Origin of the sequence: Flagellimonas alvinocaridis (assembly GCF_965248585.1) — a bacterium.
Lineage (GTDB): Bacteria > Bacteroidota > Bacteroidia > Flavobacteriales > Flavobacteriaceae > Flagellimonas > Flagellimonas alvinocaridis.
The window spans coordinates 20811-33484 of the sequence record NZ_OZ252111.1; the positions used below are offsets into that span (position 1 = coordinate 20811).

General features: G+C 40.5%; 10 protein-coding genes. 3 read left to right on the forward strand and 7 right to left on the reverse strand.

Going from position 1 to position 12674, the window contains the following annotated elements; genetic code table 11:
* Window positions 1-101: 101 nt before the first annotated feature.
* Entirely contained in the window at window positions 102-1292 is a 1191-nt protein-coding gene (locus ACP14V_RS00095; protein ID WP_272609075.1) for a phosphoglycerate kinase, read from the reverse strand.
* Window positions 1293-1424: 132 nt separating this feature from the next.
* On the opposite strand from ACP14V_RS00095, the gene ACP14V_RS00100 reads away from it, so the two are divergent.
* The 3 genes from ACP14V_RS00100 to ACP14V_RS00110 are packed head-to-tail and all read left to right on the forward strand — an operon-like array spanning window position 1425 to window position 3811.
* Entirely contained in the window at window positions 1425-2576 is a 1152-nt protein-coding gene (locus tag ACP14V_RS00100) for an ATP-binding protein (RefSeq protein WP_272609076.1), read from the forward strand.
* A gap of 12 nt (window positions 2577-2588) precedes the next feature.
* Window positions 2589-2984 (forward strand): DoxX family protein, encoded by a 396-nt coding sequence (locus ACP14V_RS00105; protein WP_272609077.1) that lies wholly within the window; start codon window positions 2589-2591, stop codon window positions 2982-2984.
* A 26-nt stretch (window positions 2985-3010) separates the two neighbouring features.
* Entirely contained in the window at window positions 3011-3811 is an 801-nt protein-coding gene (locus ACP14V_RS00110) for an endonuclease/exonuclease/phosphatase family protein (RefSeq protein ID WP_272609078.1), read from the forward strand.
* 97 nt (window positions 3812-3908) lie between these two features.
* Here ACP14V_RS00110 and ACP14V_RS00115 read toward each other — a convergent pair whose 3' ends face one another.
* The 6 genes from ACP14V_RS00115 to ACP14V_RS00140 all read right to left on the reverse strand — a co-directional run bounded on the left by ACP14V_RS00115 (window position 3909) and on the right by ACP14V_RS00140 (window position 12363).
* Window positions 3909-5060, reverse strand: coding sequence for a glycoside hydrolase family 18 protein (locus ACP14V_RS00115; protein ID WP_272609079.1), 1152 nt, complete (start codon window positions 5058-5060; stop codon window positions 3909-3911).
* Window positions 5061-5316: 256 nt separating this feature from the next.
* A complete protein-coding gene (locus ACP14V_RS00120) occupies window positions 5317-5823 on the reverse strand; it encodes an OmpH family outer membrane protein (RefSeq protein ID WP_272609080.1) in 507 nt (168 codons plus the stop codon).
* Window positions 5824-6063: 240 nt separating this feature from the next.
* A complete protein-coding gene (locus ACP14V_RS00125; protein WP_272609081.1) occupies window positions 6064-6894 on the reverse strand; it encodes a class I SAM-dependent methyltransferase in 831 nt (276 codons plus the stop codon).
* Between the two features lie 86 nt (window positions 6895-6980).
* Window positions 6981-8849 (reverse strand): tRNA uridine-5-carboxymethylaminomethyl(34) synthesis enzyme MnmG, encoded by a 1869-nt coding sequence (gene mnmG / locus ACP14V_RS00130; RefSeq protein WP_272609082.1) that lies wholly within the window; start codon window positions 8847-8849, stop codon window positions 6981-6983.
* Between the two features lie 3 nt (window positions 8850-8852).
* Window positions 8853-9272, reverse strand: coding sequence for an rRNA maturation RNase YbeY (ybeY, locus tag ACP14V_RS00135; protein WP_272609083.1), 420 nt, complete (start codon window positions 9270-9272; stop codon window positions 8853-8855).
* A complete protein-coding gene (locus ACP14V_RS00140) occupies window positions 9265-12363 on the reverse strand; it encodes a DUF4175 family protein (RefSeq protein WP_272609084.1) in 3099 nt (1032 codons plus the stop codon). Before ACP14V_RS00140 ends, ybeY begins: the two co-directional genes overlap by 8 nt.
* Between the last annotated feature and the right edge of the window lie 311 nt (window positions 12364-12674).

Below are 12674 nucleotides of genomic sequence, written 5' to 3' on the forward strand. Positions count from 1 at the left end.
GTAGGGACCAACGAAAATGGCGTTTTTTTCTGAAATACTAAAGTTTTTCAGACCAAAACACAATTATTTGGGATTAGTCCCATTAATCCATAACGTATGGACTAGTCCAATATTGCAGCAATTCCTGGTAGGGTACGCCCTTCAAGGCTCTCCAACATGGCGCCTCCTCCTGTGGATACGTAGCTCACTTTGTCCTCAAAACCGAATTGTTTCACTGCGGCAACGGAGTCTCCACCCCCAACTAGGGAAAAGGCCCCTTTTTGTGTGGCCTCGTCTATGAAGTTTCCAATAGCGATAGTTCCTTCGGCAAAAGTCTCCATTTCAAACACACCAACAGGTCCGTTCCAAAGTATGGTCTTTGAGTTTAAGATTACCTCCTTAAAGTTTTCCAAAGTCTTTGGCCCAGCATCCAGACCTTGCCATCCATCAGGGATTTTATCCACGTCCACAAACTGGGTGTTGGCGTTGTTGTCAAAAGCATCCGCAGCCAAAACATCCACTGGGATATGTACTTTGACCCCTTTGGCCTCTGCTTGTTTTAAAATATCCAAGGCCAAATCCATTTTGTCGTCCTCACAAATAGAATCGCCTACGCTGCCTCCTTTTGCCTTGACAAACGTATAGGTCATTCCACCGCCAATAATAAGGTTGTCCACCTTGTCCAATATATTTTCAATGATGGTGATCTTGGACGATACTTTTGCCCCACCCAAGATGGCGGTTACCGGTTTTTCACCGGTCTGCATCACTTTTTCAATGGCCTTTATTTCTTTGGCCAATAAATATCCAAAACACTTGCTGCCTGGGAAGAATTGCGCCACTATGGTGGTGGATGCGTGTGCTCGGTGGGCTGTTCCGAAGGCATCGTTTATATAAACGTCCCCATGCTTGGCCAAGGCTTCGGCAAAAGACGTGTCACCTACTTCTTCCTCTGCATGGAACCGAAGGTTTTCCAACAAAAGAACCTCCCCGCTTTTTAGCTCGGCTACGGCATCATCCGCCACTTTCCCCACACAGTTCCCGGCAAACTTTACTTGGACACCTATAATCTCCGATACCGTTTCACAAATATGGGAAAGGGACATGTCCGGGTTTACTTTTCCTTTTGGCCGTCCCAAATGGCTCATTAAAATGGCAGAACCCCCATCTTCCAAAACCTTAAGGATGGTAGGCTTTGCTGCCTCTATCCTACTGGTGTCCGTTACGTTAAAGTCGCCATCCAAAGGCACATTGAAATCAACCCTGATCAATGCTTTCTTTCCGTCAAAATTGTAATCGTCTATCGTCTTCATGTAGTGTGTCTTTATGAGAAGTCCAAAAGTAAAGATTTCCTGCCTTTTGCCTTGGTCCGTATTGTTATTTTTTGGTTGCTAATCCAAAAAAACGTGAAAAGACCAAGCCCCTAAAAACCTTATCTTTGGAGCATGCTGTTTAAAAATGTCCTGGGCCTGGAGCACCTTAAAAACCATTTGGTGACCACTGCCGATTCTGGTAGGGTGGCCCACGCTCAACTATTTGTTGGCCCGGAAGGTTCTGGGGTACTTCCCATGGCATTGGCCTATGCCCAATATCTGCTCTGTAAAAACACTGGAGGTGAAAATGAAGGTGGCGATGCTGTTTGCAACACCAAATGTGCCTCTTTATCCCACCCTGACCTCCATTTTGCATTTCCCGTAGCCAGTTCGGACAAGGTGAAATCACATGCGGTAAGTGACCATTATCTGCAAGAATGGAGGCAATTTGTAAAAGAACAGCCCTATGGCAATCTTTTTGATTGGTACAGACATATTGGCATTGAGAAGAAGCAGGGGCAAATTGGTGTGGACGAAGCCCAGGATATGGTCAAAAAGCTTTCATTGAAATCGTATGAGGGAGGGTACAAAGTCTTAATGGTTTGGATGGCTGAAAAAATGAACATTTCCGCCGCCAACAAACTGCTTAAACTCATAGAAGAGCCCCCAGAAAAAACGGTTTTGCTCTTGTTAGCCGAAGAGGAAGAACAAATCATTAATACCATTAGATCCCGGTGTCAGATTTTGCATTTCCCTCCGTTGGCGGAACAAAATATTTTGGACGAGCTCACCAACCGTGGCGTAAGTCAGCCCGAAGCACATGCCATAGCTCAAGAGGCCCATGGCAATTTCAACAAGGCTCTAGATCTGTTGAACAAAGATTCCGAGGACCTCGTTTTTGAGCGTTGGTTTGTACAATGGGTGAGAAGCGCCTTTAAAGCAAGGGGTAATAAAGCTGCCATCCAGGAACTCATCTTGTGGAGCGATGAAGTGGCCAAAACAGGGAGGGAAGTACAAAAACAGTTCCTGAACTATTGCTTGTCTCTTATGCGCCAAGCCTTGTTGCTCAACTATAATGCCCATGAACTTGTGTATACCAAAATCCATATGGAGGACTTTGACCTGAAGCGCTTTGCGCCCTTTGTCCACGAAAACAATATTTTGGATATTGTGGAGGAACTGGAAAAGGCGATTTTTCACGTGGAACGTAATGGAAATTCCAAGTTGATCTTTACCGACCTATCCATAAAACTAACCCGGCTTTTGCATGCAAAAGCCGCCTAAATTAACCTGACCATGGAAAATTTTACTGCATACACCACCGAAATTCTTTTACTCATTTTTCTGACCATTACCTTCTTACAAAGTGGTTTAGATAAGATTGTTGATTGGAGGGGAAACCTAAGTTGGCTTAATGGCCATTTTGCCAAAACAGCTTTTAAGGGCATTGTTCCATTTCTATTGGGCACTGTTCTTTTTTTGGAGATGGTTTCCGGCATTTTGGCTGCAGTTGCCATTTTTCAGTTTCTTTTTGAAGGTGAAAGTTCAATTGCTTTTTACAGTGCTGTGGTATCTGCCATTACATTGTTGCTCTTACTTTTTGGACAGCGAATGGCCAAAGATTACGAAGGCGCAAAAACCATTGTAGTGTATTTGATTCCTACCGTGTTTTTAGTGTACTTGCTCCAATAATTTTTATGTAATCCAACCTTATTTAAATGAAGTTAAGAAAATTACTTTGCTTGATTGCCCTATTGATTTGTTCAACAATGACTGGTCAAACCAATGCGGCAAATAACCCTGTAGTACGTGTGCTTACTTTTAATATTCTGCATGGTGCCACAACTAAAGGAGATTTTAACCTAGATGTCCTGGCTAAAGTCATTCAAGATGCCAAACCCGATTTTGTTGCTCTTCAAGAAGTGGACTTTATGACCAATAGGGCCAAAAAATATGATTTGGTGACCGAACTGGGTTGGCGCACCAAATTGGTTCCTCTCTTTGGAAAGGCCATGTCATATGATGATGGGGAATATGGAGAAGGAATTTTATCCAAGTACAGTTTTATAAATACCCGAAATGTAGCTTTGCCGCATAGCCCACAAAATGAACCCAGAGCGGCTCTAGAAGTGGTTACAATGCTTCCTTCTGGTGACACCATTGCTTTTGTTGGCACACATTTGGACCATTTAAAAGATGTAACCGATCGTATTGCCCAGACTAAACATGTGAACACCACCTTTTCCCAAAACCGTTATCCCACCATTTTGGCCGGGGATTTAAACGATGTCCCGGGAAGCATTCCTATTTCCATACTTGAAGAAGTTTGGAACGCTAGTTATGACAAAAACAATATTGCGCCAACATATCCTTCTGACCATCCTACCAAAAAAATCGACTATGTAATGTTCCTTCCTAAAAATAGATGGAAGATACTTGAAACAAAGGTCATACAGGATACCGTGGCGTCCGATCACTGTGCCTATTTGGTGACACTGGAACTTCTAGACTTAAAATAGGACTAGCCCAGTATTGCCACTAGGTTTTGCCAGATAACCTCTACAAAAACAAAGGCTTCCTTTTAAGGAAGCCCTCAATTATAATACTACAGTTCGGTCAATATCCGAACTCTTTGTTCAAGACCTTGAGCAAGTTTAGTTTTTTGTCCCCAAAATATTCCCAAAACATAGCGCCTGCCAAGTTGTGTTCTTTAATGTAATCACATTTGGCCTTTACGGATTCTTCATCGTCGTATGTGATGAAAATCCTCTCTTCGGCATTAAAGATATATGGAGCCTTGGACTCTTCATCCCAATATCGAACAAATCCCTTTTTATTGATCAAGCTATCTTTTAGATATGTGTAGCCACCCCCTCGCCGCGGATTTTCCGGGATTTGATATAATCCATTGTTATCCGTACTCTTTACCGTTTTTCCTTTGCCATAGAATGCTATGCCCATAACTATTTTTGACGGTGGAACCCCAACTTTTTTCAGATTTTCTATGCAAACATCAGCCGAATAGATATAAGGTCTGTTTTTAGGAGACAGCAAATTGGCGTGGTGTGCGGCCATATTGTCGTACGTATTGTCAAAGTCATAGCTCATGACATTGATGTAGTCCAAGTATTTTTGTGCCTCTTCCATCTGTGTATGCTGCAAAAACTCCCTAGATCCCCCTATGGCCGTGGTTACCAAATAGGTTTTTCCCGTTTTTTGGCCTAAGGCATTTAATTTTTCCTTAAGGTGTCTGAAAAGGTTGGTGTAATTTTCACCGTCCTCTGGCCTATAGGTGTTGTTGTCCCCAACCATTCCTGGATACTCCCAATCAATGTCCACCCCATCCAAGTTGTGTTCGGACACAATATCCACTGCGCTTTGGGCAAAGGTGCTGGTGGATGCTTCTGTAAGTGTGGCATCGGAGAAATGCTTGCTCCAGGTCCAGCCTCCCACAGAAATCATAATCTTTAGATCTGGGTTGTCTTTTTTAAGTTCATTTAACTTTCTAAAATTGATGGTGTCGGTTTTCTCGTTGTGAAGCCATGCTCGCCCATCCTTAATGTCAACAAAAGCATAGTTGATGTGTGATAGCCGCTTGGCTTCAATGGTAGAAGTTTCAACAACATTACCATTATACCCTCCTACGTATCCAATAATAACTGGTTTTTTTGGGCTTTGTGCCGATGCAAACTGAGCAGCGACAAAAATGCAGGCCAATAAAGTATTCCTAAAAATAGGCTTGGACTGGTTTCTGCTTCTCGGGTTCATCTTTGTTCGTTTTTTCAATTTTCTTGTTTTTAGTGATTTGTAATTTGATTGTTCTAGTCTTCACTAAAGCTATTAAAAAACGTAACTGGATTTACAACGAAAACGTTTGAGTACTGGTGTTTCACAAATGTCTTGGAAATTCTAGCAGATATAACAAACAATTATCCTTAGACAACATGAAAGGGATAATTGTCATAAAAGAAAAATAAATAAGGCCCAATAAATTGGGCCTTCTGAAATTCTTTTGGACAAGTTCCTATTTTTCGTACTTATCATTTAAAATCTTCAAGATGGTTTCTGTAAGGTCCTTTGTGTCTTCTCCATAGAGCACCGCTCCGCCGTCACCACCTCCTAAAATATAGGTATAGCCGTTGGCCTTTCCATAATCCTTGATTTCTTTTTTTACCTTCTTCACCAAAGTATCCATTTCTGCTTGGCTGATCTGTTGAAGTTGTTGTTCCTCTTGTTGTAATTGCTGTCCAACAAACTGACCGCGTTGTTGTAATTGGCCATATTCTTCTTGGGCATTTTTTTGAGACATGCTTTGTGCCTTTGTCTGGAAAGCCTGTAATTCCATTTGGAAGGATTGGGAAATGCTGTCGCGTTTTTTGGTCATGGCATCAGCTTTCGTCTTGAATCTCGCTTCAACATCAATTTTTTCTTGATATCCGTCCATGAGCTTCACACTGTCTACATAACCAATCTTGTTTTGTTGGCATGCCATTGTTGTCAAAACTACGGCTAGTATTATAATTTTTTTCATGTTTCACTTTTTAATGATGCGCAAAAATAGAAAAGCTTTTGGAATGCTCGTCATTATCTTTTTGTGAAGTAAAGTCGTGATATTCATCACTATAAGAAATATCTATTCGTGCGAATAGAAATCATTGTTAATGACTATTGAATCAAGCCCCCATAAACAAGCTCTAAATCGCTTTTCGTTTCTTCTGAAGGCATTCATCCACATCAAACAGAATGGATGCAGGAATCGCGCCCTAAAGGCTTATTCTGCTCTTTTTAGTCCATAAATGATGGAGGAATGCTCTTTGGTGAACCAGGCACTGAAGTTAGACCACAATCCCACAAAAAAAGCACTCATCAAATACAATGGGTTTCCTTTATATTTTTCCGAGAGCATGGATACATAAAATGCATCGAACAGCATGGGCCTTGTTCGAACAACTTTCATATGGTGCTTTTCAAAAAGTTTCGATATGGCGGTTCTCGAAAAATGCCATAAATGTCTTGGCACATCATAGCCCGCCCAAAAGTTTTTGTAATATTTGGCATCCATCGATTTAAAATTAGGAACAGCCACAAACAAAAATCCATCTTCTTTAAGTAGTGAAACTATTTGTTCTATTTGCTGGTCTAGATTGGGTAAATGCTCCAGCACATGCCATAAGGTAATTACATCAAACTGCATCCCATTTAACTCACCCAAATCCTTGTGCAGTTCTATTCCTTTGGAAGCAGCATTCGTCCGAGCCCTCTCATTGGGCTCTACCCCGTACACTGAAAAACCATTAGATTTGGCCGAAACCAAAAAATCTCCTGTTCCTGCCCCAATATCGAGCAAGTTTTTAAATTCAACTTTCTGATTATCAATTATTTGAGCCTTATTTTTGAGGTTTCTTTTCTTTATGGTCTGATATAATCTGTCTGTAAAAGATGTTTTCGCATCTGTATGTGAAATATAGTTCTCGCTATCGTAGTAGAGTGCCAAGTCATTTGGTTGGGGCGTAGTGATTAGCATGTCCAAATCCTCATCTTTTAACAATTCAAAAGATTCTCCTGAAACAGAAAAATCCTTAGTCTTTAAAAATAACTTCATGCCTTTACAAGAAACTTTTATGTGTTTGAAAACATACCTAAATGGAGAAACCTAAAAAGGTATTTGTTCCACGTGGAACAAAACTTTTATCGTCCCAAAAATACCAGTAGGACACTTATGTCTGATGGAGATACCCCGCTAATTCTTGAAGCCTGAGATATGGTTACAGGTTGAATCGCCTGTAGTTTCTCGCGAGCTTCAAAGGACAATGACTTCAGCTTTGAATAATCAAAATTATCTGGAATTCTTACATTCTCCAATCGATGCAATTTATCCGCATTGCTTTTTTCCTTTTCAATATATCCTGAATATTTGACCTCGATTTCTGCTTGCTCAAGGACTTCAGAACTCAATTCATTCTCTGTTACAAAAGCCGAAACAGATTCCAACTGAAGCATGTGGTCCATAGTTACCTTTGGCCTGGAAAAAACCTTAAAAAGCTTATCAGACTGTTTTACGGTGGCAGAATCCAAAGATTCCAAAATAGGATTTATTTCATCAGGGTCAAAGCTTGTCTTTTTAAAGAACCCTATAAATTCCCTCGATTTTTCTTGCTTACTTTCCATTCTGCGCAAACGCTCTTCCTTGGCCAACCCAATGGAAAAACCTTTGGGTGTAAGCCTAAGATCGGCATTATCTTGACGAAGCAGTGTCCTGTATTCAGCCCTAGAGGTAAACATTCTATAAGGCTCCTCTGTTCCTTTTGTGATTAAATCATCTACCAAAACTCCAATATACGCCTCATCCCTTTTTAATATAAAAGGCTCTTTCTCATTGATCTTTAAATGGGCATTTATCCCAGCCATCAAACCTTGGGAAGCAGCTTCTTCATATCCAGTGGTCCCATTAATTTGACCTGCAAAATACAAGTTCTCAACTAGCTTAGTTTCTAGTGTATGCTTTAACTGTGTGGGTGGAAAATAATCATACTCTATAGCGTATCCTGGCCTAAAGAATTTAACCTTTTCAAATCCTTTTACAGATTTAAGCGCTTTATATTGAACATCCTCTGGCAAGGAAGTAGAAAACCCATTGACGTAAATTTCAACCGTATCCCAACCTTCAGGCTCAACAAAAATTTGATGTGCGTCCTTCTCTGAAAACCTGTTGATTTTATCCTCAATAGAGGGACAGTATCTAGGGCCTAAACTTTTAATTCGTCCATTGAACATAGGTGAGCGATCAAAACCTTCACGCAACAACTCGTGAACAACAGCACTAGTATGAGTCATGTAACAATCCCGTTGTTCCTTAAGTACGGGTGTGTCTAAATAGGAGAATTTTTCCGGATTTACATCTCCAGGTTGAGGAATCATTTTTGAATAATCCAAAGATCGGCCATCTACTCTTGGGGGTGTTCCGGTCTTCATGCGACCGCTATCGAACCCTAAACCTACTAGCTGCTCCGTAATACCTGTAGCCGCTTTTTCACCAGCTCTTCCCCCGCCAAACTGTTTCTCTCCAATGTGGATAAGTCCATTTAAAAAAGTGCCATTTGTCAGCACAACTGCCTTGGCCTTGATGTCTATTCCAAGCGACGTCCTAACACCGACCACCTTGCCATTTTCAATTACCAATCCAGAAACCATCTCTTGGTAAAAATCAGCATTGGGTGTGCTTTCCAAGGCAAGCCTCCACTCCTCTGCAAAACGCATACGGTCATTCTGTGCCCTTGGACTCCACATAGCTGGACCCTTGGATTTGTTTAGCATTTTAAACTGAATAGCGGACTTGTCGGTAATAATCCCGCTGTACCCGCCGAGCGCATCAATCTCCCGGACAATTTGCCCCTTGGCTATGCCGCCCATAGCAGGATTGCAGGACATTTGCCCTATAGTTTGAAGGTTCATGGTGACCAAAAGAGTCTTTGACCCCATGTTTGCAGCGGCAGCCGTTGCTTCTGCACCAGCATGGCCCCCTCCAACTACTATAACATCATATTCACTCTCAAACATATTCTATTGTTCCACGTGGAACATTTTTATTTTTTCTTCTTCTTTCTTCCTCATCAGCGAGGCCTCTTTTTCCGACTTATCCCCGTATCCCATAAGGTGTAAAACGCCATGGCTCATTACCCTTAAAAGCTCTTCGCTAAAATCAACATTAAAAGCAATAGCATTATCCATGACCCTATCCGTGGAGATAAAAACATCCCCTGAAATAGTAGTCCCATCTGAATAATCAAAAGTGATAATGTCCGTTAAGGTGTCGTGATTTAAATACTCTACATTTATCTTCAAAAGGTCGTCGTCTGAACAAAAAATATAATCAACCTGGCCCACAACAAAATTTTCCGAATTAATTATTCTACTAACCCAATCGGAATGCTGCGCTATATTTTCTAATTGAAACTCAGACTTAAAATGAAACTCAATCATTTTTAAAATACACCTTTACCTTCTTATCGTAATTTTGTCGCAAAGGTAGTGCTTGCCTGTTTAATATTTCGATGTCGTTTTGATAATCTTTAAGAAGGTCTGGTCTGGTAGTTATGGGGTTAGAGAAATCATTCTTGTTCGCAGTGCTTTCACGCTCCTTCTTCTCCCCTTGAATAAGTGTAGCATTTTCCAACTTCATTAGCTCGTGCTGAATCCTGTTGGATTTACTCCTAGTACGTTCGGTAATGCCATTCTCCAACAAATCGTTCTCAAAATCTTCCATCTGTTGGATAAGCTTTTTTGCTAGATTCTGGTCACCCTTATTCAACATATCGTTAAGTTGCTCCTCTAATTTTTGTCTTAAAAATTGTTGTTCTTTGTATATTTCATAAACCTCATCCAACCCTAGCTCATCATCCCCTAAACCCTGTCCTCCTTGCTTGTTTTCTTCTCCATCACCATTACTAGTGTTACCTTGATTCTTGTCTCCTGGTGAATTTCCCTTTTCGGATCCTTCTTCTCCTTGCCCTTCTTGTTGTGATGGCTTACTACTGTTTCCCTTGCCCTGCATTTTGTCCTGTATGCTCTGTTGCCCCTGAATAATATCCGGTAATTGAAAATCTGAGCCTTGCCCACTCCCTTGACCAGGTTTCATATTTTGCTGCATGTTATCCAAGATATTGGCCAAAAAATCAGCCAAGGAATTAGTGGCATTGATTACGTACTGTTGATAAGAAGCTCCCTGATAAATTTGATTTTCAGCTATGCTCTCCAATGACTTATCAATGTTATAATACACTTCCGTAATCTGCTCGTTCACAAATTCTGAAAGTTCAGTTCTCCGCAAAGAGAGTGCAAACAAACTATCATCCACATGCTCAAACAACCTTCTAAGCTCCTTTTGATCACGCACAGTTTTAGAGAACTGGGAAATATCTACATCACTATTTTCTACCTTATCAAACAAATTTTCTTGCTTAAAAGAAAATGTCACCAAATTGTCCAGAATTTGCCTTAACATTTCTGCATCTTCAGAATCCGATGACCCCCCAGATGATGCGGCTTGCTGCATTGCATTACTCATCTCTTCCATTTTTTGGGCGGCAGACTTCTGTTTCTTTGATGCATTTTGCTCGCTCTTTCCTTGTTCATCAGTATTCTTCATCTGCTCCAACTCTTCAAGAGCGTCCTCTTGGTCCTCTTTTACTTCTTCTTGTTCCTTCTTGGAAACGTCCAACGGCATGGGTTTGGCCAAATCATCATTGTCCTTCCTTAGTTCATCCAATTGTTTTGACAACTCCTTAAACTCATCGTTAACCTTCTTCTGATCTTCCAGAGATTGATTGTCCTTACCTTTATCACTCAACTCTTCCTGCCTTTTGGCCAATTCCTCTAAATCGCTCGCGAGCTGGGACATTTTCTCAGTGACATAATATCGCTTTGTTAACTCTAGGATTTGCTCTAGGTTTCTTGCGTTCTTACTTTGATTTTTACCCAATTCTTCCAATCGCTTTTGTAGCTCTTCCTTTTCAATCTGTTCCGCAATTTTTTTGAGTTCCTCTAAAAGTCTCTCATTCTTTCTGGCCTCAATTTCCTGCCTTTCCAGCCTTTCCTTAAGCATCTTTTGCCGTTCACTATCCTGGGCACTTTTATCGATACTCTTGTTCAGCTCACGACTAAATTTTTCCATTAACTGTTCTTGTCGTTGTTGCCTTTCCAAATAATCCTTAATCTGATTACGGTCTTCAAAGGTGAGACCCCTTTCCTCCTTTTGTGCATCGTTCAATTTAGACAACTCTTCTTGTTGCTCCTTATACGACTTAATGGAGTTGTCTAACTTATTAATCGTGTTGCTTTGAAGTTCTAACTTCTTGTTTTTCAGCTCTTTATCATTGAAAAGTGTAGCGTTGAACACCTGACTCCTACTAATCTTACCATCCCTAATACCGTCATTATCAACTACTTCAAAAAATAACTTGTAATTTACCCCAGCCTGCAACTGAAGCCCTGAAGGAAAGGTGTAATAAAATTGGTGTACGCTAGATTTTGGAGATTCCAAAACAATTCTTTGTTCTGCTTGAACATCAGCAGCAGGAAAACAAACCAACTGTATCTTGGCAATCCCATAGTCATCTGCAGCTTGTCCACTATAAAAAGACTGGTTAGGGTTTAATGTATCCAAAACTTGTTCTACTCCTATGGTGGGCTTTTCATCCTTTAGAACATCTATTCGGTAATTCAGTCGTTCAAAATCAGAAACAAATAAATTTGATGTACTTAACTCATACTGATAATCTTTATATAATCGATGTTGATACGTAAAAAATTCTCCATCCTTGGAAAATAGGTACGTAGAATCTTGAGCATTCATCGCAATGCTATCAACATAATTTCCAGTAATCTTCCATGACACTCTAGTGCCTTCTGGGACCAATGCATTACCAGTTCCTGTGACCTCTTCTGATGTTCGCTTTAAATAATTAGGGAAATCTAAAACCATTGCAAAATCCGTCAAGGTAGGTGTCCTGTGACTAACTATATTATAGCTTCGGGAGTTCCATCCGTTTGCTGTCAAAAAAAAGGTAGATTCCATAACGGGTGCATCAAACGTATAGCTATAGAATTCACCTTCATCCCTTAGCATCATTTGTTCCCCATTCACAACCATAAAGATGTTCTCCGGCTTTACACTTCCCTCTGTAGTAACCTTAATCACCAATGGTTCCTTATCCAACACTACCAACGATTCATTAAGCACTTTGAACTTAAACGGCGCAGGGCGCTCGTAGGCCAGATCATAGTTCATGACCCTCTCATTGGAATTGAAAAAAGATACTATGTTTCCAGACACCCAGATAAAGCCAAGAAGCCCTAGAGGAATGAAAATATACCTGGCATAGGTATAACTTTCCCTAAAATTAATGGCCTCCGCAAAAGGAACAGGTCCCAACCGCTTTGCACGCTGTTCAATACTTGCCAATAGCAAATCAGACTTACCAGGGTTCTCGGATAATTCCAATAGGTTCAACAATTTATCATCAACCTCATGAAAATGCTTTCCAATTAAGCGTGAAGCCTCTTTGTTATTCATTCCCTTTCTTAATCTAAAAAGAAAAAAAAGTGGTATGGCAATAAACTTATACAGCAGAAAGAATTCTACCAACAAGAAAATAAGAAATAGCGTTAAGCGCCAACTCTGATTCATCCATAATAGCTGCTCCAAAAAAGTAATCGCTATCCAAAACAGCAAACCAAAGGTTAAAAAAAGAAAACTACCCTTAATAAGCTGTTTGATGTAAAACTTTTTGGAGAAACCATTAAGCTTATCCAATATGTATGAATAGCTACTCAAGACGAACAATTTTATTACCAAGATACCCGATACTAGCTAAACCAACTGAA